This window comes from Nitrosospira sp. CT (assembly GCF_059489795.1).
In genome coordinates this window covers 18,560-44,090 of record NZ_JCAHZJ010000013.1, presented here as the reverse complement: position 1 = coordinate 44,090, position 25,531 = coordinate 18,560, and the positions used below count along the sequence as shown (strand labels likewise).

Here is a 25,531-nt window from a genome sequence, read left to right as displayed (position 1 = left end):
ACCTTGTCCGGCAGGCCAAAGGAGCCGGAATTTTCCATTTTAGACCGGTACTGATTTCGGGGGCGGGTCAGGAGCCGGAATTTTCCATTTTAGACCGGTACTGATTTCGGGGGCGGGTCAAAAGGACACCAAGATGATACTGACCGTGGTAACACTAAGGGGGGAGTTGGCAAGACGACGCTCGGGGACAGTGACGCATCGGGAGATCGAGGTGCTTAGCCATGCGTATACCAAAGCTGTCGAGTGGGGATACGTTGCTCGGCACCCATTTAAAGGCGAGGTGCGACTACAAGGCGAGAAACCACGTACCCGATACGTGGAAGACTGGGAAATCGTCGAATGCCTGGCGCTTGAGTCACGGCAGAAGAAAGGTAGCGTGCATGCCATCCATGCCTATATGCGCCTGAAGCTCATGACTGGGATGGCCAGGAGCGATCTGCTGCGAATCACACCCGCCAACATCAGAGAGGATGGTATCCACATCCAGCGACACAAGACTGCAGGATCCACGGGCAAGCGCACCATTTACGAATGGACGCCGGAGCTGCGGACAGCGGTGGAAATGGCAAAACAGGCACGTCCAGTACTCTCACCGTACTTGTTCTGCAATCGGAAGGGAGAAGGCTATATCGATGAAGAAACCAGCCTGTGCCATGGCTGGGACAGCATGTGGGGACGCTTCATGGACCGTGTTCTGAAAGAAACGAAGGTGACCGAGCGCTTCACCGAGCGTGATTTGCGGGCCAAATGTGCCTCGGATGCAGAGTCCCTGGAGCATGCGCGGGCCCTGCTTTCGCACGCGGATGCCAGAACAACTGAGGCTATTTACCGTCGCAAACCAGAACGGGTCAAGCCATTAAGACGTCATAAAACCGGGGATTGAATAGGACAACTCGAATCTATAGGACAAAAAGAAAATGCGGTCCTGTGAAGAACCGCATGAATTGGCGCGCCCGGCAGGATTCGAACCCACTACCCCTTGGTTCTTAGCAAGTTAAATTGAGTCAAATTGATAAACGACTTTGGACACTAATGGACTTGCTAGAACCAATATCTCCTTTATTTTCCGTTTGTTAAATATCCGTTTTAGGGATATAGTTCGTCCAGTACGGTGCGAAGAAATTCGATAAAAGCCGTTTTTTGGTTTACCCATGGGTTTACCCATGAGAAATTAATGGACAAGCATGACAAAATATCCGAGAGGCAAAAAAGGTAGCAAGTGGACAGTTAAAGAACTGGATGCGGTGAAGGCGGAATGGAAAGGCGACACATTAAATGATGGTGGTGGGCTATCTGGCGAAGTTCGTGTTAATTCCGGGAGTGTTTCTATTGTTTTTCGCTACGCTTTCAAGTGGCAAGGAAAAGTGGCCTGGCATTATTGTGGCACTTACCCCACTATTGATATGGCAATCATTCGCGAAGAACGCGATAAAGCACGTGATTTAGTTAAGTCTGGAGTTGACCCCCGAGCCCACAAAATCGCACTCAAAATCGAAGCTCAAGCCGCTATTCTGGAAGTCATTCGTGCCGAGGAGCAAAAACGCGCTGAAACCCTCACCTTCAGTGATCTGTACGCTATCTGGATTAGAGACGGAGTGAGCCGTAGCGACGGCAATAAATATATTAGGCAATCATTTGGCAAGCATGCCATTCCAGTACTAGACAGCATCGAGGTACGACATTTAACCGAAAATCATTTGCGTGATGTTTATCGGCGCATCATTGCTGCTGGAAAGACAGCAACAGCGGTCGAGTTATCGAAAGACATTGGGCAAATGTTGCGGTGGGCGGAAAAGCGCAAGCCTTGGCGCGCCTTACTGATCGACGGCAATCCTTCAGAGTTGGTGGACATCAAACAACTTGTCCCGAAGGGCTACACCAAAGAGCGGAAACGGGTGCTAAGCATTGAAGAAATCGTTAAACTGAAAAGGATATTCGATGGGAAAGAGCAAAACTATGCGGAAGCTTCTCAAAAATATGTCGCCGAACACCGTTTGAAGAAAGAATCGCAAATTGCGCTTTGGTTGTGCCTGGGAACTCTTTGTCGTATTGGCGAACTGCTGAAGACTGAATGGAAGCATGTCAACTTTGAGCAGCGAACATGGTTTATTCCGGCAGCAAATACCAAAGGGGAACACGGTAGAAAACGCGACCAGCTTGTTTACCTATCCGACTTTACACTTGATCGATTCAAACAACTACATGCTCTAACGGGGCACAGCAATTGGGCGTTTCCCGCTCGCAACAAAGAGGGGCATGTATGCGAAAAAACTGTCAGTAAGCAGGTGGGTGATAGGCAGGTAAAATTCAAGCAACGCAGCCGCAAACTGCAAGGTCGAGTTGAAAACAACGGCCTCGTGCTCGGTGATGAAGAATGGACACCTCACGATTTGCGAAGAACGGGGTCAACCATGATGCAAAAACTCAAAATCAACCGCGACATTATTAACCTCTGCCAGAATCATGTAATTGGCTCGAAAGTTGACCGGGTTTATTTGCTTGACGAATATGCTGATGAAAAATGTGAGGCATGGGAAAAGTTGGGCAATAGATTGGAAGCAATCCTAAGGTGCGATGAACACGAAGTATGGATTTAAAAACAAGTTTTACCCGTATTTTTTCCCGTTTTACTTGTAGCTGGGCCTAGCTGGGTTAAGTGAATGAAACTATTCAAGACGCCGTCCACTCGATAGTGCCGGTAGCTCTCGTAGAGAGAAGCATCAGTAAAGCCGAGCATCTCCTCTGGTTCCATCTCTCAACAGGTTGTCCAACGCTCTTCATTACAGACAGCCTATCTCTCATTTTGCTAGGTCAACAGGATGAAGCGCGACACGTGGCACCGACCACGAGTTATCACCCAACATCTGGCTCAGTTTGAGCCGAACCCAACCGGTAACATCAAGTTATCTACTGAAGATAGACGGGCACGTGACATCACGCGAAGTGAATGATCCTTCCTTACGTGTGGGTAGAATATTACCCGGTCCGGGTCAATTTGGACCTATGTCTACGACATGAAAGCATAGATTCCATTGAAAGGCCTCCCACCATTGCTTCCCCTTGTTTAACAATGTTTACCGGCGCACGTCCTTCCTCTGAGCCTTTTCTCTCTTCCCGGGTAGAAAACGACCCGGGGGTCCCCTAACAGTTAATTAAAAGTTTTTGGAATCAAGCGCTTTTTCAATGTCCTCATTAGGCACAAATCTTGCAAAGCAATAGAGGGGGAAGCCAGAATGAAAGCTGTGGCGGAGGCAGGAATGCTGCATCAATTGCATTTAAGCCTTCGACTACTGAAGCCCTCCCTCACTGTACGTGGCTTCTGAAAAAACACACTCCTGCTGGTACGATGTAATCTAGTCTAAGAATGCCTCAGGAGGGACTAAGAATAATTTCAGATAAACAATTCAAACATGGAAATTATCATTTTGACTCCTATACGGCTATTTGGTGATGGGTTGGTCGCCTCCTTGTGCCGATTTCCTGAAATGTCGGTCCGCGCCGTGCTTCACAATCTTGTAAGCCTACGCCTGACTTTAAACACGGCGGCAGTAGACTTGGTACTGGTAGACGCGACACAAGGCATTAATTTCTTCGATGTTCGCACTCTTGCAGAGGAGTGGCCGTATGTGCCTCTGGTTGCGTTGGGAATTCCCGAGTATGAGCAAGAGGTCATCAGATGCGGCCGCGCTGGTTTTGCTGGCTATGTTGGGCGGGAAGCCACTGTTAATGACCTTCACCAAACTCTCTCCGATGTAGTCCAGGGGCGTCTTACCTGCTCTGCAGAGATATCCGGTCATCTTCTGCGTGCGTTATTTCACGTTCAGCAACAGGAATCCCAGCCATCAGAACTAGATTGCCAACTGACTCGGCGCGAGCGTGAGGTATTGCAACTTCTGGCACAAGGGTTGGCGAACAAGGAAATCGCGCGCACTCTTTCTTTAAGTGTGGCGACAGTTAAGCACCATGTCCATAACCTGTTGCGTAAGCTGAAGCTCGAACGCCGCACACAAGCAATGCGATTTTTTTCAGGTGCATCCTACACTGGATCCACCTCTGGAGGGACCCCATAAGTGAAGGAGACGGCGAAATGAAGAGTATCGATTCGAAATCGTCGGTGAGCCCTTGAGTGCCTTACTGTAAGGATTCGAGCTCCTGTTCTGCCTCCTTCAACTTTTAAGAAAATCCCTTAGCAGCCCAAATCTCGGTCGTGGTCAGGCACCTCATAACACTTATCTTGAATTGGTCGGCTGAGGGCATGAGAGATTTTGGAAAACTCGGCACTAACATCATATCGGCGAAGAGCGGCGGAAGGGGATTTCCCAAGTGCTGCAACGTCACCATGTAGAGAACTAATGGGACGCTGGACTCGGCTTCATTCCTGGTGTCTCACGAGCTACGCCCCCCATCAGGTCCTAGATCCTTGTTTCGTAAATTCCTCGTGCAGGCTTCAATCGTTTTCCATTCGTGCGAACGGGACTGACTTGATACGCTCGGAAAACTACATGACAACTACATGTCGCCCCTGACGAAATTCCCTGCCCTCCCTGTGGCCCTGAAAACCTGAATTCTTGCTGTAGCTTTGTTGAGATTCATCATACCACTGCCCATTCCTAATCCCCACACTTGCAGAAGGTGTTTGGCTCAAACTTTGGTATTAGATCTACTTCAACCTCAGGATTTAAATCCTTTTCGATTCTTATGGTCCATAGATAGCGGTGGATCACTGTGCAATAAATATATTGAAGAAGGACCCATTCTTTGCGCTACAAGCTTACCGCGATTGCAAGTTAAGTCCTTGCTTGAACCCACTGTGTTAGTTGCTACGCGTGGAGGGGTGTCGCCTCCGGGGTTCGATTGTGAGCTGGAGTACTAGTGGCGCTGCTCAACACACTCAGGAGCACGAGACGATGGCAGATGAACAGAACCAAACGCAAGGCCAGCAACTTCCTTATGAAGGACGAGAAAGCGAGCAATCCTGTAACCCCACGCCGCCAATACCTCCCGTTACCGAGCCACCCAATGGGAAATGTAAGGAATTGCCCCCAGCTCCCGATACACCATGCCTTCCTCCTCCCAAGACCTGTCCCCAACGTTGTGACTGTCCTCCTCGGCCATCGAGCACCTCCGCCTCCACCTGCTTTGATGAATTGATAAGGGACCAGGAATGGCTGTTGGCTGAGGCGGAGCGCGCGAAAAACTTCAAAACAGATCTGGAGGATATCCAGAAAAAAGTAGTTGTCGCTCAGCAAGAGTATACCGTTGAGAAGCGCGAATCCTTAGTCGGAAAATGGAGGAGCGCTGATGAGCGGATTATGAAATTAGTTAATAAGCTTGTTTGTAATGTCCCATGCTGGGAATGCCTGATTGAGTGCAGGCTTTGTCCTCTTCTCTATTCTATTCAGGAGCTCGAGGATAGGTTGAACGGTACTGGCACCCTCACAACCGAGATCTACTCGCTGTATGACCTGCGCAACTGGCAAGAGCGTAATGTGGCGGCGAGGAAAGAGGTCTTGGATCGCATTAAGGCAGTGCTGGCAGCGTGGGAGAAACCTGCTCAGGCGCTTCAGAAGGTGCTTGAGGAGAACGATGCGGACATTAAAAACATAGACATGATCATGACAAGTGATCCGGCCAAAGCACTTTACGACCTGTTTACGCGGCTTCTGCCAAAGCATTGGGCAATAAGGCCTCGCAACGTGAAATCACAGATCGATAAGAAGTATGTGGATATTTGCAGTTGCTATGTTTCAGAGCCAGATGATTGTTGTGGTCCCGATGTTGGTCGACCCACCGTTCTCGGGCAAATCATCGGCCCCAAGCCTTATTTGGTCGAAGTAGATAAACTTTTTGAGGTCCTCTGCTGTTTGACCATTGAGCGGTATAGTCCTGCAAAACGGGCTCTAACCCAGGCAGAGGTTGAGCTTCAGCAGACGGTGAACGACATTAGCAAAGCGCAGAAGGATATCGAAAGCAAAAAAAATTCGCTGGCGACTGATTTTAAGCTTAGCCTTGAGGTTCCGCTTGATTGCGAAAACTACACGCCAAAAGATGGGGATGGAACGCGGAGTCCGCCTCCGCAAATAGATCGTTCCGCGCCGCAGGTCAGGGACGAGCGCCTCGCTCCCGAAGGGGTACCGGGGATGTCGAATGCTTAAAGAGCTTCAAACAACAACACTTTTGATCGGCCCAGCCATTCCGGCACCAAGCCTCCCAGCCAGTTATCGACACTCTGGGCGGAGTGGAGGTGATGGTCCATCGCTGGATAGGCCAGGGGATTTCAATTGGCCTTTAGGGTGTGGGAAAAAAATCTCTCATCAATCGCACTCTCTTGCGGGCGAGGTATTCGACCCAAAGATTCGCGTCATCATCGTCGCGATACTCGATGGCCTGCCCAATGTGCTGACGGATGGGCAATCACACCGCAGCCCATCGCTGCCAGCAAGCGAATCGGGTCAGTCTACGCTGACGATCAAAGGCGAAGATATAAACCTGGTGATGGACCTGGAACATCATCGTAAGTGCTATCCAGCAATGCCTTCTGACGTGAGGGTATGTCTGATCCTGCTCAAGTACTTTCTCTACGGCCCGATTCCGCTGGTCAGTCACCCGGTATTCGTGGACGTGGATATGCCCACCGCGAGAATCCCAGTGCAATCAGGTCCCTGACCTCCAATACATCAAACTAATTGGCCGAGGACCAGAATGGACATTCCGCAACGTTTTTCCTCATGGCTGGCTAGTTTTGGGAGAACAATCTACTCACTCAGGCTAAAATCATTCAGCATTTATCGTTTAAGAAGTATTCAAAGGGGTTAAACGATGAGGGGGTTAAACGATGAGCGTCCAGGAGTTAATCGGTCACAGCAGCAGCCATCTGGCGATTCTAGAAAAACTCAATAAAATCGCGCCTACTGATGCAGAAGTTCTAATAACCGGCCCTACTGGTGTTGGCAAGGAGCTTTACGCCAAGTATATTCATGAGCATAGCAACCGCAAATCAAACCAATTTATTCCGATAAATTGCGGATGCTTATTAAATGAGCTTTTGCAAAACGAGCTGTTTGGTCATGTGGGAGGGGCTTTTACCAGTGCACGAGCACAGACAGAGGGCTTGGTCAAAGCAGCGGAGGGCGGCACGCTATTCTTTGATGAAGTGGATTCTTTAAGCATGCCATCCCAAATTATGTTATTGAGATTTCTTCAGGATAAGCAATATCGCCGAATGGGTGAAAATTACTTACGTCAAGCCAATATCCGCATTATCGCTGCCACAAATGCCAATTTAGAGGATGCCGTTGCTCAGAATCATTTTCGTAAAGATTTGTTTTTCCGCCTACGTGTTGCACCAATTCATATTCCACCATTATGTAGTAGACCGGAAGATATTATGGAGCTGCTTACGACATTCATCCAGCGGGCCGCAAAAAAATACAGTCTCCCCCCCATAACCTTTAACCATGTTGCGCTCGAACGATTAAAAACCTACGAATGGCCCGGCAATATCCGGGAACTTGAAAATTGTGTGAACTACCTTACTTGCCTGCAACTTCAGCGCGCAGTAGAACACAACGATCTGCCTTTGTTACAAGAAATTCATACAATAGACACTACAGGCGCTGAAACCAATTACGGACATCAGGCAACAATCTACGATATTAGCGAAAACTTTCAAACTACTAAAAAACAATTGATCTCTAACTTCGAGAAACAACGTATCCAAAAAGCTCTTGATGCAACCAGCGGCAATATCTCCGCCGCAGCACGTATGATTGGAAAAAACCGAAGAGCACTATTTGAACTCATACGGAAGCATGAAATTAATCCGGCTGATTATCGAATCTCACTGCCGCAAAGGAAAGATTGCGCGCAAGATTGATCACGATCAATGTTAATGTTCATGAACTGCAACCACAATTCGCATGCCAACATTGGTTGAGGAAGCAGATTGCAAATCTCTTTGTGCACAGACCCATTGTTTTTTACCGCCACAAACTATCAAGCCATCCTCGTCTAGCATCGTGTTTGTCCACTGTGCCAATTTACCGACAGCATCGCTGACTCCCCACGGGGAATAATCACTGCCAAAAGAGTTAGCGTTATTCCCCCAGGGAAATCGTCGCCCATCCGGACCCCGGGCAGCCATTTCCCACTCATCGACTGAAGGTAGCCTTACTTTAAGCCCAGTTTTATGGGATAAATTCTCACATATTTGCTGCGCCTCAAGGTATGAACAGGTAACTGGAACTTCCTGGTCATCGCTTGTCTTCCCGGAAGAATGGCAAAATAAACCAGTCCCAATAAAAAACCCTTTTTCTGGCATTTGTTGCCTTATTGGATTTTTAATGAACATTTTCGGCAATTGCTCCCCAAGCCAATGAGGTATTGGTGGAATCCATACCAGCGAAATGTCGTTGTATTCGAGTTTATATCTGCCATCATCTTCGGAGATGCCTTTTGGCAGCAGTTCTGGCATAGGATAATCAGCAGGCAAAGGGTTGCAAAACGCCGTAATAAAGAGAAAAGTGTGATCGTGATATGTAACAGGGAGCCCTAGAATACAACGGATAATATGCCTACGCATCGATTCACTGCTGTTAAGCGGTTGGACCGATTGCGGCGGCACAGGCTTGCCTTTCAAAATATCAATGACGCATTGTTTAACCGCAAGGAGCAGACGTCTTTCATCCTGATTGATTCCTTCGCTTATCTCCTTTGGCAATTCGATCGAAGCGATTAAATCAGCCAGGCTAACAGCATGTAAGCGCACTGCAACCAACATTGCCGTCACCCGGGTTTCCCAGTCATCATCTTCAAGGGCGGTGCGCAAGACCTTGATGATTTCCTCGTTGGCCTGCTTATAATCTTGTCCAAACCAGCGCAACATTTGGCGGCGCTCTCGCACATTGCCTAAATTCGGAAATAGAACTGAGCGGTCCGGCTTGCACTGCTGTTCGCTGGCAAGCTGCTCAACACCCAGTAGCACCAAGTGCTGTGACAAGCGGTGCTGTGCATCAGTAGCAGCACGGGCAACCATACTGTCTTGATGGGTCCGCAAGCGGTTGAGTTGGGGTAGCAATTCTATGGCATTCAATTCGACAGAGGCGAAGATTGCCAGCAATAGTTCGCGCACGTTGGCAGATGCCATCAAGTCTCTCAGGTCATCCTTCCGCAACGTTGGCAAGCACTTTGCAATATCCTGGCTGACGGTAAGAGTCTCCTTTCCCACGAAGGAAAGTACTCGGAGCTTCACCACTGGATTGAAACTATAGGATAAACGTACGTCGCTATCCGCCCGCGACCAGCTTGCCAGTTCCGGCTCATCTGGGATCAAGGGCTGCCGGGTGTTGCAGGTTAGGGGTTGCCAACGTAAATCTGCCAGACATTTGCTGATGACTTCGAAGTCGATTGCCGGCTGCAGAACCAACGATATCGCAGCACCCCTTTTCTCTCCCACAAAGGCTCCCGTTTGTTTAATCGCTGAGTTCGATCAAGTCACCCGCATCGTTGTAACAGAATACCTTAGCACCAATATCCAGCAACGGCCGTTTTTCTTGCCTTGCAGTGGCGCATTCAAGAAACACAACGCGTATTACCTCCACTTTTCGACCATCAGGCAACTCGCCGGCTTGCAGCAAGTCCCAGAGGTCAAAGATCTCCCAGCCGTTGATATGCTGGCCCGGTTCTAGGGCGCAAGTAAATTCGACCAATTTTTCTCCGGCCAGATAACCGACAATGCCTAGTGTGGCACTACCGGCGTGATATATTTCCCACTCTTCAGGTTCCACTTGGGGCAAATAATATTTTGTCAAACCGGGCTTCGCAGCGCGCGCCATCGCCCACTGGTGAGGCAGTATTCTGGCAAGATAATCCGGCCCCTCCAGGACATCAATTCCACGAACCAGGAAGTGCTGTTCACCTAGAGACTCGATAACATCCCAGCCCGCCTGCCAAAATGCTTCTGGGTTATCATAGGCATCACGAACCTGCTGCTCCGTGACCACGGTCACATGGCTGACGCTATGCACCAGGGGCACATCAGGGCTCGAACTCAAACCGCCATCGTCCCGAATTAGGGCGGCGTCTAACAAGTAACCCTGTTGCAACAAAAAGCGACAAACCTCAGTTGCTCTGGAGATAAACTCCAGCATTTCATCGTAGCGGGCTGAACCAATCTGTTTTCTTGTATCGAGATGATAACGATCCCCATGATCATGCCAAATCCCGAGTAGGACATCGCCTTCCATTTCGAATATGCCGTTTACAGGAGCGGGATTGGCTGGCGCATCTTTAGCAATGTTAGCAAGGACACTCAGTGCATCTTCTGCCGTGCCTGATTTTCGGGCTCCCTCAGAGGGTATGGACCACCGCTCAATAGCAGGCATACCGGCTTGGGTGAAAGCAGCGAAGAAGCGGTTCACCGCATCCTCAAATGATTGGGCGGTGATAATACAATCTAGAACAACCGAACTAGGGACAATGGCCATTGTTTCAACTTGAATTAAGTACTCTTAAATAGGGTCTCGAATTATAAACTTCAAGCGCCCACTCGTTTCATCGAAAGTTGCGACGAAAATATTTGGGTTAAGCTTCTTCGCACGGAGATGAACGACAGCATCTCGTGCGGCTTGGCTATCCTCAAAAATGTAAATCAAGCCGCGGCTATTTCCGTCTGTGGTTGTCAAATTACCCGCGTCGAGAAGATCAGAATAACGCTTTGCCTGATCCTGATCAAAGGCTTCCCGGCCTGCCTTGTCATCCACCAGATAGCGGCCCCTTTTTGGTCTGCCGGCGCCTATATCGCGGGTTACGTCCACGACGCCGTCGACAGTCTTGCCATTGGGGAGCTTGAGTGATTTGTGGGGGAGATGCGTAATAGCACTGAAGTCGCCTACTCTGGTAATTCCGGGGCCTAGCAGACGACGTCGGTATTCAGTGAATAGAGCACCCTTCGAAGCAGAATCCACATTCTGCATCTCTGCCATAAAACGCCGTAGGATAGTAAGTTGTTCAGCAGAACTGCGCAGCCCTGTAGGCTTGGCCGCCATGACAAAGTCTAGAATGCGGTGCCGAATCAGATGTCGGAATTCCCGATATTGGCCGCTGGAATAACCGCTCCCCAAACTGCGTAGCAGATTATCAACCGCATCCATCAGCTCCTTTTGATCGGCGACATTACCTAGTTCACGATGCAAGCTCTGCAACACATCCGACCAATGCCGGATCGGTCCAATATCTGCAGCTTTCCACCCTGTCGCAGTACGCTTGGAGATAATGTGTTCCAAGGCGCCAAAGCCCCTGCTGTTCGGATACTTGGCACCGAGACTGGAACGGAAGATGCCCCAATCCCATCTCCGGGTACGGTTCAGTTCCTCAGCTATGGTTTCCACGAGACGAACCGGAATGCCACGGCGGCCACGGGCGAACTCCCTAAGGGCTTCAATGGAGTTGTTCAGAGCTTTGGCGTCACTCTTTGAAACGCGGGTGGCATCCCGCAAGCGACGAACGAATTCGGAGGCATCCTGCAGATTCATTCTGCCGATAGCTTCCCCAAACTCTCGCAATTTGTAACCTCGGATCCGAGTTTCGGCGGCAACCTCGCGTATTTGCCGCAGGAATAGATGGGGATCCGGCATCTGCGCAGCGGCATCAAGAAACGGCGCTATATTTCGGGCAGCTCTTCGTGGAGGAGAGATGGTTAAAATTTCACGCGCCGCGTCGAGATACTGGCGTGCTGCAATCGGATCCACGCGACTAATGCGTTCGGCGGTTTCAATCATACGGCGGTACGTTGGCCGTATGGAAGGGTCCTTGCTCGCTCGCTCACCCATCAACGCAAGGGTGCGGCGGACCTCTCTCACATCATCTTCTGATCTTATCGCGTTTGTCAACGAGCTGCGCGTTTTGGCGACTTCGCCCTTCGAAAAGAGACGAGGAGGCTCCTTTGCCAGGAATGAAGGGCGTTCCGTAAACCCCTGCGCGATACGACGGCGCTGCTTCGGGCCGATACTATCCAATTCCCTCAAACGATGACGCAGATTTCTCAGATTATCTTCAGCGATATCGCGTTGCGTGAGCAAAGCACGTTGCGACGCCGTCTCACGCCCCATCGCGGAAAGGTCCTCATCCAAACTACGCATCAACCGCTGCTGTGCGTCAATTTCCAGTCCAACTTTATTCCGGTACAGACGCATCTGTTCATCAATACTCAGATCATCCCAGCGAACCATACGACTTTCGTCGAGACTACGTACCGCACGGCGGGTGCGCGGATCGATGCTCTGCAATAGGTGAATACCCTCTTCTCGAAGGGCATGCAGATCAATGCCGTCCCGCAGCAGCACTCGCGCCTTGCCGCCTTCAACAATGGTAACCGCCGGAGCTGTAGCGTTACGTGTCAGCCGGGTGAAATCGGCGTCACTCAAAACTTCTACCGTGGCATCGGCAAACTGCCGACGCTGTGCCGGCGGGATACCGCTTAATAGCTCACCACGGAGCCGGCGCTGCAGCTGATCCGCAGCAGCGTCCCGGGACAATTTTTGCGTAACGCCCTCATCGAACTCGCGCAACCAGGAGCTCATATCTGCATCGGGATGATTTGCCTTGTGGGCGCGCCACTGGGCAAGACGCTCGCGCGGGGTGCCACGATGAGCATACAGATCCCCCGCCGGGCGTCCACGCGGAGACGCTGCTTGGCGAATGCCAGCCACACCGCCCATGCCGGCGCTCACTATGGTGCCAAGGCCGGCTTCTACGGTGATACCAGTCATGATGTTGGTAAATGGATCGCCGTGCTCCCAGTTTTGATCGTTAAGCAAATTTCCGGTGATAGCGGCAGGCAGGGATCCGACTAATCCCTCGGCGCCCTCCGCGAGACCATGAGCGGCAACACGGGTCATACGCGAGGAACTGGCGGCCATACGAGCCAGGTTTGTGCCACGCGCGGCCTTCAATAACCCGGCACCAATGCCGGCTGTGGCAGCGGCAGCGAAGGCGTCCACGGCAGTTACCAACATATCCAGGGCAAGATCCTCTTCACTGTACGCGCCCCCCAGCATCAGGCGTTTGGTGACAATGGTGGCGGCGCCCGCGGCTACGGCGGCAGTTGCGGCGACAATGCTGCTGCTCAACGCTCCTCCGAGAGCTCCAAGGATTCCCGCGCCGGCTGCGGCGGAAGTCCCACCGGTGACAGGTGTTAAGGCGGTGGCCACTATCACCACAATGATAGCTACGGCTATAGCAGTCGTGGTGGCCAGCGCATCTGCAGCCGCGTCCATCTGTTCACGATAACCTTCCACTGCAGTGCTGACATTGCCAGTGCTCTGCTTAAACCGTCTCATGGCCAATTCGCGTTCCGCGGCAGGAGCCTCTGGATCGTTTAGCACACGATATTGTTCTTCCATACGCTTCATACGGTCGCGCAGGATACGTTCTTGTTCGCCAGCCAGAAAACCTGAAGAATTTTCGAGTTCCCAGTTTCCGCGCTCGCGTATTTGCGCTAATTCTTGTTCGGCCTTTTCCGGCTCGCCCTGCAGCAGCATGTGTGTGTCGAACTCATCGCGCCCGCCTAGCTCTGATTCCAATCGGTCATCCATGCTTTCACCGGGATGCAAACGGTTCCATTCGGCTCGAATAGCAGCAATTTCTTCTGACGAGCGACCGGTTAAGGCACGGCGGATAGCACCTTCGTCTGTACCGGCACCTTCAACGGCATAGTGGATTTCTTGGGCAGGTGACAGATACCCGCCCTGCGCCAGCAAGTCACGCGCCATTTCCCGCTCGTTGCCCGACATGTTAAGTTCGATAACCGTGCGCAATCCACCGCCATGCCAGGTAGGATAATCAGCGCCGTAGCGATCCTCAAGCTGCCTCATATAGCCGCGTGCACGGTCTTGGGCGCGCTGCTCCAATTCCCGCTCCAGACGCCTCTCTTCGGCACGGCGTTGATATGGTGTCCAACCTTCTTCTTGAGCACGCGCATCTAAACGGCGTTGAATTTCGGGCCACTCATCACGGCGAATTTCTTCTAAAGCGCGTTCATATTGATGCCTTAATACCCCATTAACTACATCGTCATCGGAGACGAATACTGACTGAGCTTCGGCAGCGACGCGTGCGGCATCGGCACGTATGAGATCGTTATCTGCCAAGGCTTCAGCAAGATCTAATTCCGGTCCACTCAATTCAGATGCAAATGCTTGACGTAAGGCACTTTCGTCACCGGGCTCCCAATCGCCTCCGTAACGCGCATTGTAAGAGTTCTCTACCGACAGATTGCGTCGTTGAATTTCTGCCTCTACTTGAGCCGTAGTCCAAGGCGGGTTTTGGCGCGCGCCATAAGCCGCCACATCCTGGCGTACCTGGGTATAAACAGCCTCGATGGCTGACTCATCAGTACCCCATCCGGTCCATCCACCCCGCATAGCCTGATCAATGGCAATGGCGTCGGCACCGGCAGTATCTCCTTCAACCAAAGCTTCGGCACGTTCAAGATCATGTTCGCTAAGTTCGTCTTTTAATTCTTCATTTAAATCGATGTTATATTGGCGCCGATATTCTTGGATAATTCGCTGGCGCTCTTCTTCGGTTTTATTACGTAACACGCGCCAGATGACATCTTCATCAGTTCCCCAACCCGTAACACCACCGTGCAAGGCCTCACGTAATGTAGCCACATCCGCCAAAGTTTGATCGCCAGAAAGTAAGGCCTCGGCACGTGTTTGTTCGGCACCGCTGAATTCCTCCCTGATGTCTTCATCTAAATCCCTGGGATGATGTGTATCTCGGTAACACTTACGCACTGCAATAGCTTGAGTAGGTGTGAGACCTGCCAGGGCATTAAAAACCCGTTCCTCATCAGTTCCCCAGCCAGTAACTCCACCGTGCATGGCCTGGTAAAGGTTGTTACGGATAGCATCGGCACTGAAACTTGCATTCTCAGCTTTACCTAACAGATCCACGTTAGGCCATTCAGAGTCAGGTTTACTTTCAATTTCCGTTTTGAATCGTTCAATGAGTTGTGGCCGGCGTTGTTGCGATAATCGCACTTGTATACCTGTGGCTACGGCAGCTATTGGGTTGCGGGCATCCGGGGAATTGGAATAATAGGCTCGCACTACCGCTCTCTGCTCTTCATTGAGACCTCGGAGGGCAGTTTCACTAGTAAGATCAACGTTATCACCTGCTCGAGCAGCAAATTGAGTTACTACGACGAAGTCAGTTAGGATGCTGTCTCTGGTTTCGCCTGCACGCACGGCCTCCCACGCCTCTGTTTCAGCCTGCGCTTGTGTAGACCAACTGCGAAATCTTGCCAATAATCTTTCCCACCAGGAGGTTTGAGTTCCCAGTTTTTCATCCGCCCAAGCCTGGATGAGTTCGTGAGCTTGTGTGCCAGCTTCTTGGATTTCAGTTCGATAATCATTTACCCATGTTTCGGCTAGCTGTTTCATTTGAATGACGGTGCGGCGTAATTCGCGTTGTCTGGCATCAACCCAACCGCGTGCTGCTATCATTTGCAAACGTATATTCAGCGGCAACGTTTGTTCCTCTGGATGTTCTTGCCGATAAACATCCTGGATTGCCCTTTCATCTCGTTGCGCCGTTGCTTGATAAGCAAGAATTTGATCTCGTTCCGCACTATCCAGCTGTCTATGGCGTCGTTCCTTGGCCTGTTCATAGCTGACTCTCTGCTGTCCAACCTTCCTATCGATATTTGATATGAGTCGATCACGTTTTGCATTGATTACTGCAGGGTCAGCTTCACCATTAGCAGCTTCAAGCTGTTGTTCAGTATGCTGATCAACAGCTTCGCGCGCACCAGCCACTAAGTTGTTTTCTTCTTGTCCCGCTTCAACAAGGCTATCTCTTTCCAAATGTTTGGCTTCGTCAATTTCGCTGCATAGTTGGCTTCGTTCTTGCTCCAGTTGGTGATTACGAGCAGCTATTGCTGCGTTCAGTTCTTCTCCAGCAATACCTGCTTCCTCAGCTACGGTATGTAACTCAGAGGTAATCGATTCAGTTAGGCTGCTTAATTGTTCAGTTCCAATGTCTGGATAGATTTGTTGCAAAGATTCATTGGGATAGGCGGCCTCGCGTGCATCCTCAAGGATTCGCTCGGCGCCCGCCTGAGGATTTGCCAGCAGTCGTGCTAGTACGGAACTGACAATCGATTTTGCTGCTGGCGGTAAAGCAGGTCTTGGCGGAGGACCTTCATCTGTGAGGGTAATACCTTCACCGCTCCCTTCGTGTTCATCGGCTGGCGCTTGCCTTTCGCGCTGCTCGCGCACACGATCCACCTGCTCCTGATCCGGGCTTTCACTGCTTCCATCTTGTTCTGATATTGCTTGCGCAGGCACTGCTTGCGAGGGATGAGGCTCGACCTCCTCTATGACGGGCCGCTCTCCAACTCTTGGTTGTGTACCACGGGGACTAACTTGAAGATCCGGCATGCTTTGCTCAGGCAATCTCCGATCACTCTTTGCACGAACAAGTTGGGTTGCGCTCGGTACCGGATCAGGTTCCGGTGGTGGCAATTGTTCTTCTATCGGGGGTGGAGGGCTGATAGCATTGCGGGCATCAGTGGGAATACGATTCCGGATAGGCTCTCTAGCTCGACGTAATATGGAACCCCTTTGTCTGATTTCATTCGGACCTTCTCTTGCATTAGCTAGATCCGGTGCCGGAATCTCACTGGTAGCCGTACTTACTTGCGACCGCCAGGTTCGCAGATCCAAGGTGCTTTCAATCGTCTCCCTTTTTATAGCCGAGTCGATGTCAGTTTCCGTAGAAGGCGCCTCAACAAGATCTGCAGGGCGTGATTCTGTCTCGTCCCGCGATATCGGTTCTTGTGCCTCTTCACTCGAGATTGTTTCTGGCTCAATAGCGGCTGGTTCTGTATCACCTCGTGATTTCAGGTCTGATTCAGTCACCCCACCTTCTTCACTGGGCTCTTCCCTGTAATCCGGTGTTACCTCTGACCGTGGTTGATAAGCAGTTTCCTGTATCCGTTCTGTTCTTGCGGACTCTGTCATTTCCGGAGGTTCCGGTTCCGGCGTGGGAGATGGCGAAGGACGTGCATCGAAGGTCCAATTTGACCCCGGGGCAGCAGTCGTTTGCGTTCTATCCTTTGAACTCTCAAGATCGGCTCGAATTATCTCTTCCTCAAGCTCAATCACATCGCTATCGCATTTCGCTTGCTCGTTAGCCATTTCATTTGCTTCTGGCAAATCCAAATCCATTTCAACTGCACTTTGCTTGAACCCCATGAAATCGGAGTAAAATTCCGAGTTTTGCCCTTCGTTCCGCAATTCATCCATGCGAAACGCATATGTTTGAATATTGCCCCTACCAGGTTCATGGCTCGACAGCTGACGACTGGCTAGATGATTACTGACGGCGGCGTTTGATAGTTGAGGGTGCGCAGATAGTTGGTATCTCAGGCGACAATGATCATCATCATTATTCAGATACCGACTTTGATCAGTGTTGGAAACCCCCTGCAACGGCAAGAGGTTGAGCTGGTCCGGTGCACGGACTTGCCAGGCTTCAGAGACGCGCCTTTCTATATCCGCTCGCGGAATAGCTGATACTGTTCTTCGGCGTCTGTCACGAAAGGAATTCACAGATCAACCTTTCGGGTGTTTGGAAAGTCAATTTATCGAACTGAATTTTTTTTGCGAAAAATGCTGCAGATCCCTCGGGCCGATCACCCGCGACTCGCGATGAAATTGCCGTGCAATGCCTTCAATAATATGCTGATGACAAATCGCCCCGCTGCCTTCATTGGCAGCTATTAAGGCAGCGGTATGACAGGCGTTAAAAATCCCTGCGCCAGTCATATCCAGATGCACCAGACAGGAGAGATCCACACTGCTATCGAGTGGCGCCGAGGGCGGAAACGCCATCTTCCATAGACGCAAACGCTCTTGTTCTTGAGGCCTGGGAAAGTGCAAAACCACCTGAAACCGCCGTGTAAAGGCCTCGTCGATTTCGTCCTTCAGGTTGCTGGCCAATACCACGAGACCGGGAAATTGTTCAAATCGCTGCAACAGATAACCTACTTCCAGATTGGCATAACGGTCGGAACCCTGTTGAATTTCACCCCGTTTGCCAAATAAGGTGTCAGCCTCGTCAAAGAACAACATGGCATGGCAAAGTTCGGCTTCACAAAAGACGGCATCAATATTTTTTTCTGTCTCACCCACCCACTTTGAAACCAGTTGGGAAAGATCGATCTTCAGTAGAGGTAAACCGATTTTGCTGGCAATCACTTCTGCTGCAAGCGTTTTGCCGGTTCCGCTGTCGCCAGCAAACAGCGCTTTAATACCACCGGCTCCGGTGGATAGCCGGCCAAATCCCCAAAGTCCATTAACTTGAGTCAGGGTCTGATAAAAACTGGCCACTTCCAGAACCTGTTTATGCATATCCTCGGACAGCACCAGATCTTCGGGTTTGCGTTTCGGTGTGATGATTTTGGTAAACCGGCTAGCATGAGTTTGGGTAACAAAGCGGCAAACTTCATCAAGTTGCTCGATTCGGGAGCAACGTGCACCGTTGCTCTTGAGTTTTGCCTGTATCTCTGCGGCCCGTTTGACTGCTTCCATGGCCAGTGGCGTGATACGAAAACGATGTGAGAGTTGTTCCGCCTGTTGACGGGGGAGTTCCGGTATTACTTGCTGCCAATTTTTAATTCGCACCTGTTCATCAGGAGAAGATAAACAGATTTCGGCATAATTTTTTCGTGCCAACAATTCGGTAGGACGCCAGGGATATTGACCGCTGACAATCAGCGGGATGGTTACACGCAGCAAATGCAGCAAAATTTCTAAGGTCAGGTGGCGATTATCATCCTCCTGCAAGCGATCTACATTGATCCAGACTATCGCTTCCAGGTGTGCGGCAGTAGACAAGGCTTCCTGAATGGCATTAATTTGTAATGGCAACGACCTGAGCTGTTTACCGCTGTTTGCCGCTACTGCCTGAACAGCAGACTCCAAACCGGCGCCGGCTTCTCCCCATATTGCTAAAAGATTGATTTGTCCAGACTGCAATGCTTCGCAAGCACGCTCCAGTTGCTGACGCTCCGGAAAAGACTCAAAATTAACAGGGGATAAGATTACTTCGTGCGCATCATAAAACTGGTCGTTCCAGTTACAAGGCTCATCGGTTTGCAATCGTTCCAGCACGCCTGATGCCAATCGACAGACCAGTTGTTGTTCCTGGTTGACATTGCCTTGGGTGAGGAGCAGACCTAGACGGCGCAAACGTCCGTATACGGACAGCGTTTTTCTGTGTTGCAGCCACTGTTCCTCGTTTGCTGCCAATAGCGAACACAGCAATCCAATGGTGGGCGCCTGAATGTTTAAATCATCGTGAATGTAGGCAAAAATCCGACCATAACCACGGTGAAGCTCCTGAGCAAGACATAACAGCACAGTACATTTTTCAAATTCTGTGAGTTGTAGTTGTTCCGTCATTGCATCCAGGGGTAATACTGTACCCCGTTTAGCTGCCTGTTCGCGAAGCTGTTGCTCAAGCTCACATTCCTCATGGCTTAAGACATCAGAATGGTCGACAAGATAGCAAAGTTCGTTATTGACTTGTTGCAGCAATTGCTCAACCTGTTCATCGCTGACACATAGTGGTGTCACGTCGTGACGCTGCAAGGCTGCCGCTATTTTTGCCTGAGCAGCAACAGCCTTACGGAGGTAACGGTTGACCCAGCGCATATTAAGCTGCAGATGTTCAACTGCTAATTTTTGTCCGTTCATGAGCCAGCAAACTCCAACCGTCGCCCTCCCAGCCAGGGAAGATTGATCACGTCTACAAGAAAGTTATGCCGATACAAATCCTGATAACGCCGGCCCAAGAATGGGCGTACAGTTATTTTTTCACTGCTGATGGTTACTCGGCCTTCCAGATTCCCCAGACGCTGCAATGTCAGCACCGGGTCTGTCGTTTCTTTGTCGCCCCAAAGCTGCCAGGCAATCGTGCCCAAAGCAGAAGATGCGGCCAGAGCAAGGCTTTGTTCAAATGGTAGTGAGTAGGCTTGCTGCGATTGTGTCGGCAAAACTGGTCGTTCAAGTATGAGTGCTTGCGTAATTTGATTGGCTGTTGCGGTGACTGTTGGCAAGCATTGGCTTTGTTTCAGCAACCAGCGGGTTTGAGCTTCAAAGTCATTTGTCCAAAACTGCCGGCGCCGGTCGATGGAGCGCCATTTGTCGGCACGGGAAGGCGGCAGCGAGGTGACAAACCTGTAGCGCCGCGATGTGAGTTCGGCAAACAACGTGGGGGTTGTTGCAGCATCGCTGATTAGAAAGGTATTGCCAGCAAAACCTTCCAGTGCCTCCAACAAAGATAACCAATCTGAAAACCAACCGAGAGAGAAACATCCTTGTGTATCCATCAATGACCAAACCAGCTTATCCCCCACTTTGGAGGGGTGAATCAAAAGCGCGCAGGAGGGGTCATGGCCTTGAGTCAGCAGTAGTTTTAAGTGTGCGTCGAGAGGAGAGAGGCAATGGCGGCAGTTAAAAGCAAAATAGTCCATCTCCTCAGCGTGAACTGGCTGGTCCAAACCGGCGACAGCAGCGGCTGTGCGCAGATCTACCGCTTCCCGGTGCCAGCCTCGCTGTGGGGCAGCAAGCATTTTATACGCCAAGGCAACGGCAAAATAATGATTACTCAGTTCAGCATCGCCGGCTTTCAGGGCGGCTGCCAGTACATCAAAGTAGCCAAGGCGCGACAGTATGCCCACCGACACAAACGGCAAAATCGACCTGACATGCACTTCGAAAGACCGGGCTGTTTGCGTTCTATTTCCAACGGTTACCGGAATGCGACTTCGAACAGAAAACAGCACGTCGTCAATTTCCGTTTTAACCGCAGAGTTTGATGACGATATAGCGGGACTATTGCCTGCATTGAGTTGGTGAAGCGCTTCGATGCTGCTCGTGCTCATATCAATGGGTACGAAGCGCTCGAGTAGACTCAGAAGTTTTTGCTTTGAAAGTCGTTCCGGGTACCGCTGCAATAGCGCAGCCAGTACCACCAAACGCTTCATCATCGCTTCTGTTAATTTATTTAACGATCGCAACAAGTTTTGACAAAACTGATCGACCTCTGTGGCTAAGAGCTGGTGATCGCCCCCCTCGGGCACACGTTCCGGCAGGCACTTAAAGGTCAGCATTTCCCAGTCGATCAGTGCCTGATGGCTGAAATGTCTCAGTCGTGGTACAAGCGTTCCTTGTCGATACCACTCGACGAGCAGACTGATAACCTCAATTTTGTACCCCGGAGGCGCTAGGCGAAGAGTATTTTTATTGCTGCTCCCAGCGATCTCTGGGTCAACAGTTGATGAGAGGCCGATGTTTGCCTGCACGGTAAGCGCTTGTTCAAGTCGCCGTGAAATCCGGTCGGATAAAGATGAAAGATGATTGTCCTTACCAGGGACGGCGGTAAACTCGGTTAACTCTGATAGTTTAATTGGAACTTTGATGCTCAGCCGATTGATAATCAGGGGTTCCTGTTGATCAGCCAATAGTTGCATCAACCTGCGAGCTATCAACTCGGGAAGGGCATGGGTTGCCATTTGCAGCAAGTGATTCGGATCAGGCCCCCAACTCCACCCGCTCGTACGACGCAGATGCAATTTACAGTGGCGAATGCGTATTTGATCCACCACGACCAGTCTTCTACGGAACTGTGGCTTTAAACACGGCGAGGGCGTACCCAGGTGCAAACATTGCCACACGATACTCTCCAGCCGAGAGACTCAGCGCCTCGGTACCCGTTTTTGTGGGATTATCACTGGTTCCAGGTATTGTCACGGAACGAACAATGGGTTCTGTTAAACTGCCACCGGATATCTGACACCAAACAGCGGTGGAATCGGAAACATTAATGGGCAAAGTGGCTGTAATCCTGGTTCCATCCAACCCGATGGAAATGGCGCCTTCTTCTTTCTGCTCGGGTTTACCCTCCGACAACGCAAACAGGTGCGGACGGTATAGCACCCGAGTATCGTAATCCACCAAAGTCACGCTGATTTCGTCTTCGGGGATATCCAGAACGACAGTGCTGTTATCGGCGGCTGCGCCGCTATAACTGCCGCGCAACCTGAAGCCGTCGGCCGCTACCTGCGCTACCGTCACCGCAGCTTGCGATTGACTGGCCCGGGTTACCACCCCCAGCAGATGGCCCGTCCTGGAAAAGGTAATCACACTCATTTTTTCCATTAGCGTGTACCTCCTTACGCTTTGACAAAACCAAATACCTGGTAGTCACACACGCCGGGCAACACAAACGGCGCAGGGGGGACAGGGGAGGTGGCCTCCCAGCGTACTCGGCATACTACCCTCCGGCCTTGCACATAGCACTCCAGCGGTCGCATCAGCCAGTATTCATTGCCTATCGGAGGCAAGGAAGCCGGTTGTTGATACCTGGGACTAAGATGGACCTGGATACTCGCCTCGCCACTATCGAGCTGTTGCTGGGTAATACCGGCTGGTAGTGGTACCAATGCGCCATCGGTGATCACGCCGGAATCGATCTGCACACCGCCGGCAATGGCCCCGAGGATCTTTCCTTCCGCCTTGACATCGCCTTTAGCGTTTACAGTAAAGACGGGTACTACACCTCCATTGCTATCCTGCAGGCCAAAGCGCATCTCACCACCGTTTTCATTATCAATCGCTAGTGCTGCTTTATCCCCGATATTGCGATCGGCGGAGCGAAGTGTCAGCCTATCGTTTTGCGCACTGACTTCTTCGGCCTTAACGCCCACATAACGACGTCTAACACCAGCGTATTCTTTAGCAACGGCACTGAAGTGATTACCATCCCATTCCACATACCCCAGCAGGATTTTCCAGGCGCCATTAGCTGATACTGAGATTCCCTGACCGGGCAAAGAACCAGCCTGAGTATCCAATTCAGCGGCTGTACCGACACGACCAAAGGTGATATCAAAACCTTCCGTTATACGGGTAGGTTCGCTACTGAGACAATCCGATATTCCCATTGCCGCGCCCTGCTGCTGTTGATCACGGCCAAAGATAAACACCGGATATTTCGGAGGATTGTTTGGATCAAAGGCACTTTCAGCCACGTTTAACTGATCGAATAGGTCCTCGCTCAGGCGAAATGGCTCGATCACCACAATTTCTCGCCCATTACCATCAATCGCCACCCCAGGCGTTACATTGACTTCTACGTAAGGGCCTGAAGTATCTTCCCGATTCTCTGCCTGCAATTGCAGGCCTTCTGCAATACCCCAGCTGTGGAGATAACGGTTGTGACGGGCGCGTGCATCCCTCGAATAGTTGACAATACTGTTAACGTCCGCCGCGCTAAGGATCTGGTTCTCACTAAAAACCGGACGCAAGACCTGTGTACTCATTTTTCGCGGTCCTCTTTTTCAAGTTTTTCCAGACGCTCGCGCAACTCCTTGTTGGCTTCCGTCACTGCATGCAGCGATGCCTGCAAGTTCCTAATCACAGTGGTTGATGCGAGTTTGCTGGTCGTGGGCAAGCTGCTCACGACGTTTTCCAATTTCTTGAGCCGCGCATTCGAGCGCTCCTGCCCATCCTCGGCTACTTCAATGCGGTTGGCTAGCTTTGCTATCTCACGGAACTCGTTTTCAGTCTCTGCCGGAGTCACTGCTTTAACCCGCGGTTGTCGGATAAACGGTTCAAACAATCCGGTGATTTGAGGTTGGTGTACCAAAACATTACTTAGGCTGTTACCCAGGTTAATGGTGGAGTTGACCGAAGCGCCGGATAACCCGGTGATTCGGAGTATATGATGATAGGCAGGTTCCGCTGCAATGGTTTTGGACACTTGTTGCCCTAAAACAAAGTAATCTGTGTTGCGGTTCAATTGAGGCTGATAAGTGGGGAGGTAATCAAACGATTTTGAAAACTCGCAACACACTTTTTCAAGTGCTTCGCCAAACCAGTGCAGGAACGGTAGCCAATATCGCAAATTGTGCTGGGTAAGCAAGAAGCTTCGCTCCAGATTACAGACGTTGTCCACCTCGCAGTCTTTTACTTCAAGGCACGCCAGCTTGACCGCCGGGTCTTCACAGGTGGGACAGGGAGGTATCAACGCCGAACAGATACAATCCAGCAAATAGCGTGTGAAAGCGCGCACAAGCGTTTCCTGGACGATCATCGTCGCTTCACTGATCGTGTCGTCCATGGGAATTGCCACTGCGGTGACTTCTTTTATCAGACTGCATTCCGTGGTAGGAGGGCATCGGTGCATTTTGCGCAATAGCCAGTTTTTAAAGTTTTCCAGCGCTTTATTGATCTCATTGTTCAATGCCCGATTTGTACTGCTGTTATAGGTGTATAAAACCGCCTCCTTGGTTCGGAGATCTTCCTTCTGCAGCTTCGGGTCGATATACTGCAACGTATTGTCAAGCGTTGCATTTGCGGCAGCCAGCTCAATCGAAGTCGAAAACGTTCGTGCTTGTTTACGGATTTTCTGTTCAACCTCATTCAGTAAATTTGGACTCCTTCTAATAATATCAGGTAGGTCCTTGTTCTTTTTTAGAAAATCATTTTGTTTATCTTTATCCAGCAGTTTCCATCGAGCAATAGCGGAGCCAAGGGTTTGCACGTTGTCAAGGGACCGACGTAGAGCTTTTTCTCCGCTTATTTCGCTTTTATCGCTTATATCTTTAGTCGGTGATGAACGGAAATCATCTAGCTGTTTATACGTGACGGAAACCAGCATGACATCATCATCGGTAAATGTTGCCATCTGGTCCAGGCTGTAGGCGCGCAAGCCGGTTTTAGCGCGTTGAAGATATAACTGACTACGCTCAAAATTCCTAGCTTGCAATTCCGCTTCATCCAGATCGCCGATGCAACAGCGAATGCGATCCACAAAACTGGGTGGGCAATCTTCCTCATCGGGGCAGCGGAGCTCAAAACTAAAGCCCTCGCGCAGCCGGCTCGGCTGGCAGTTGGTGCTACAGGATTCATCCTGAATGTAGGGGGCTACTGGATCTGCCGATTGCTCGCAATAACGCAGGTACAGGCAATAGCGATCGGCAGAATCACGGCGGTCTTTGCGAGTTCCCGCGCGACCTGTTGCGGGGGTATCTGCACAGGGATCACCGCAATCGTGACCTAAGCCCCTGAACTTCAATTCCCGCGCCATGGTGTTGATATCCAGTTCAACCGCGCAGGGCACTAAAATTTCATTGCCACAACAGTCGATGGCGTAACCGGGCTGTATGATGACCTTCCCCTGACCGCAAGGATGGCAGGTAACGGCCAACCCGCAACTGACACCACTGCCGACCAGGAAGCGGTTATGGAGGCGTTGTTTGGTGACCATGTAATTGGTCAATGCTTGCAAATCCGCGTCGGTTAGCAGTTGCCCCGCAAAGAAATGCGGTTGCACTAACAGGCCTTCATTGCACCCACAAGTACCATTGCTTGAACCACAATGACAATTGCCGCTACTGCAACCATAATCAATGCTCCTACCGTCCGACTTGTTTGCGCAAGGCTTGGTGTTTACA

14 protein-coding genes are annotated in these 25,531 nt (G+C 50.8%); 6 read left to right on the top strand and 8 right to left on the bottom strand.

Going from position 1 to position 25,531, the window contains the following annotated elements; translation table 11 throughout:
- Nucleotides 1–133 precede the first annotated feature (133 nt).
- The 6 genes from AC52W5_RS02460 to AC52W5_RS02435 all read left to right on the top strand — a co-directional run bounded on the left by AC52W5_RS02460 (nt 134) and on the right by AC52W5_RS02435 (nt 7,876).
- Nucleotides 134–883, top strand: a complete 750-nt coding sequence (locus AC52W5_RS02460) for a site-specific integrase (RefSeq protein WP_495669847.1) — start codon at nt 134–136, stop codon at nt 881–883.
- Between the two features lie 301 nt (nt 884–1,184).
- A complete protein-coding gene (locus AC52W5_RS02455; protein WP_495669846.1) occupies nt 1,185–2,597 on the top strand; it encodes a tyrosine-type recombinase/integrase in 1,413 nt (470 codons plus the stop codon).
- 813 nt (nt 2,598–3,410) lie between these two features.
- Complete coding sequence (locus tag AC52W5_RS02450) at nt 3,411–4,070, top strand: LuxR C-terminal-related transcriptional regulator (RefSeq protein WP_495669845.1); 660 nt, start codon at nt 3,411–3,413, stop codon at nt 4,068–4,070.
- Nucleotides 4,071–5,171: 1,101 nt separating this feature from the next.
- Nucleotides 5,172–6,155 (top strand): hypothetical protein, encoded by a 984-nt coding sequence (locus AC52W5_RS02445; RefSeq protein WP_495669844.1) that lies wholly within the window; start codon nt 5,172–5,174, stop codon nt 6,153–6,155.
- Nucleotides 6,148–6,666: a hypothetical protein gene (locus tag AC52W5_RS02440; RefSeq protein WP_495669843.1), complete on the top strand. Its 519-nt coding sequence runs from the start codon at nt 6,148–6,150 to the stop codon at nt 6,664–6,666. The genes AC52W5_RS02445 and AC52W5_RS02440 overlap by 8 nt, the downstream gene beginning before the upstream one ends.
- A 169-nt stretch (nt 6,667–6,835) precedes the next feature.
- Nucleotides 6,836–7,876, top strand: a complete 1,041-nt coding sequence (locus tag AC52W5_RS02435; protein WP_495669842.1) for a sigma 54-interacting transcriptional regulator — start codon at nt 6,836–6,838, stop codon at nt 7,874–7,876.
- 12 nt (nt 7,877–7,888) lie between these two features.
- Here AC52W5_RS02435 and AC52W5_RS02430 read toward each other — a convergent pair whose 3' ends face one another.
- The 8 genes from AC52W5_RS02430 to AC52W5_RS02395 all read right to left on the bottom strand — a co-directional run bounded on the left by AC52W5_RS02430 (nt 7,889) and on the right by AC52W5_RS02395 (nt 25,410).
- Complete coding sequence (locus AC52W5_RS02430) at nt 7,889–9,454, bottom strand: formylglycine-generating enzyme family protein (RefSeq protein WP_495669841.1); 1,566 nt, start codon at nt 9,452–9,454, stop codon at nt 7,889–7,891.
- Between the two features lie 16 nt (nt 9,455–9,470).
- Nucleotides 9,471–10,484, bottom strand: a complete 1,014-nt coding sequence (locus tag AC52W5_RS02425; RefSeq protein ID WP_495669840.1) for a hypothetical protein — start codon at nt 10,482–10,484, stop codon at nt 9,471–9,473.
- A gap of 24 nt (nt 10,485–10,508) precedes the next feature.
- A complete protein-coding gene (locus tag AC52W5_RS02420) occupies nt 10,509–17,312 on the bottom strand; it encodes a hypothetical protein (RefSeq protein ID WP_495669839.1) in 6,804 nt (2,267 codons plus the stop codon).
- A gap of 333 nt (nt 17,313–17,645) precedes the next feature.
- A complete protein-coding gene (locus AC52W5_RS02415; RefSeq protein WP_495669838.1) occupies nt 17,646–19,766 on the bottom strand; it encodes an ATP-binding protein in 2,121 nt (706 codons plus the stop codon).
- Nucleotides 19,763–21,586 (bottom strand): hypothetical protein, encoded by a 1,824-nt coding sequence (locus AC52W5_RS02410; protein WP_495669837.1) that lies wholly within the window; start codon nt 21,584–21,586, stop codon nt 19,763–19,765. The genes AC52W5_RS02415 and AC52W5_RS02410 overlap by 4 nt, the downstream gene beginning before the upstream one ends.
- Nucleotides 21,587–21,689: 103 nt before the next feature.
- Complete coding sequence (locus tag AC52W5_RS02405) at nt 21,690–22,223, bottom strand: hypothetical protein (protein ID WP_495669836.1); 534 nt, start codon at nt 22,221–22,223, stop codon at nt 21,690–21,692.
- 23 nt (nt 22,224–22,246) lie between these two features.
- The gene (locus AC52W5_RS02400) at nt 22,247–23,395 is read right to left on the bottom strand and encodes a hypothetical protein (protein ID WP_495669835.1); all 1,149 of its coding nucleotides are present in this window, start codon (nt 23,393–23,395) and stop codon (nt 22,247–22,249) included.
- Nucleotides 23,392–25,410, bottom strand: a complete 2,019-nt coding sequence (locus AC52W5_RS02395; RefSeq protein ID WP_495669834.1) for a hypothetical protein — start codon at nt 25,408–25,410, stop codon at nt 23,392–23,394. Before AC52W5_RS02395 ends, AC52W5_RS02400 begins: the two co-directional genes overlap by 4 nt.
- Nucleotides 25,411–25,531: the final 121 nt, after the last annotated feature.

Bases quoted from the DNA above. Each gene is read 5' to 3' on its own strand.
- AC52W5_RS02460 (WP_495669847.1), top strand. From the start codon at position 134: ATGATACTGACCGTGGTAACACTAAGGGGGGAGTTGGCAAGACGACGC.
- AC52W5_RS02410 (WP_495669837.1), bottom strand. From the start codon at position 21,586: ATGGCAACCCATGCCCTTCCCGAGTTGATAGCTCGCAGGTTGATGCAA.
- AC52W5_RS02405 (WP_495669836.1), bottom strand. From the start codon at position 22,223: ATGAGTGTGATTACCTTTTCCAGGACGGGCCATCTGCTGGGGGTGGTA.
- AC52W5_RS02425 (WP_495669840.1), bottom strand. From the start codon at position 10,484: ATGGCCATTGTCCCTAGTTCGGTTGTTCTAGATTGTATTATCACCGCC.
- AC52W5_RS02415 (WP_495669838.1), bottom strand. From the start codon at position 19,766: ATGAACGGACAAAAATTAGCAGTTGAACATCTGCAGCTTAATATGCGC.
- AC52W5_RS02440 (WP_495669843.1), top strand. From the start codon at position 6,148: ATGCTTAAAGAGCTTCAAACAACAACACTTTTGATCGGCCCAGCCATT.
- AC52W5_RS02455 (WP_495669846.1), top strand. From the start codon at position 1,185: ATGACAAAATATCCGAGAGGCAAAAAAGGTAGCAAGTGGACAGTTAAA.
- AC52W5_RS02400 (WP_495669835.1), bottom strand. From the start codon at position 23,395: ATGAGTACACAGGTCTTGCGTCCGGTTTTTAGTGAGAACCAGATCCTT.
- AC52W5_RS02435 (WP_495669842.1), top strand. From the start codon at position 6,836: ATGAGCGTCCAGGAGTTAATCGGTCACAGCAGCAGCCATCTGGCGATT.
- AC52W5_RS02420 (WP_495669839.1), bottom strand. From the start codon at position 17,312: ATGGATGAATTGCGGAACGAAGGGCAAAACTCGGAATTTTACTCCGAT.
- AC52W5_RS02450 (WP_495669845.1), top strand. From the start codon at position 3,411: ATGGAAATTATCATTTTGACTCCTATACGGCTATTTGGTGATGGGTTG.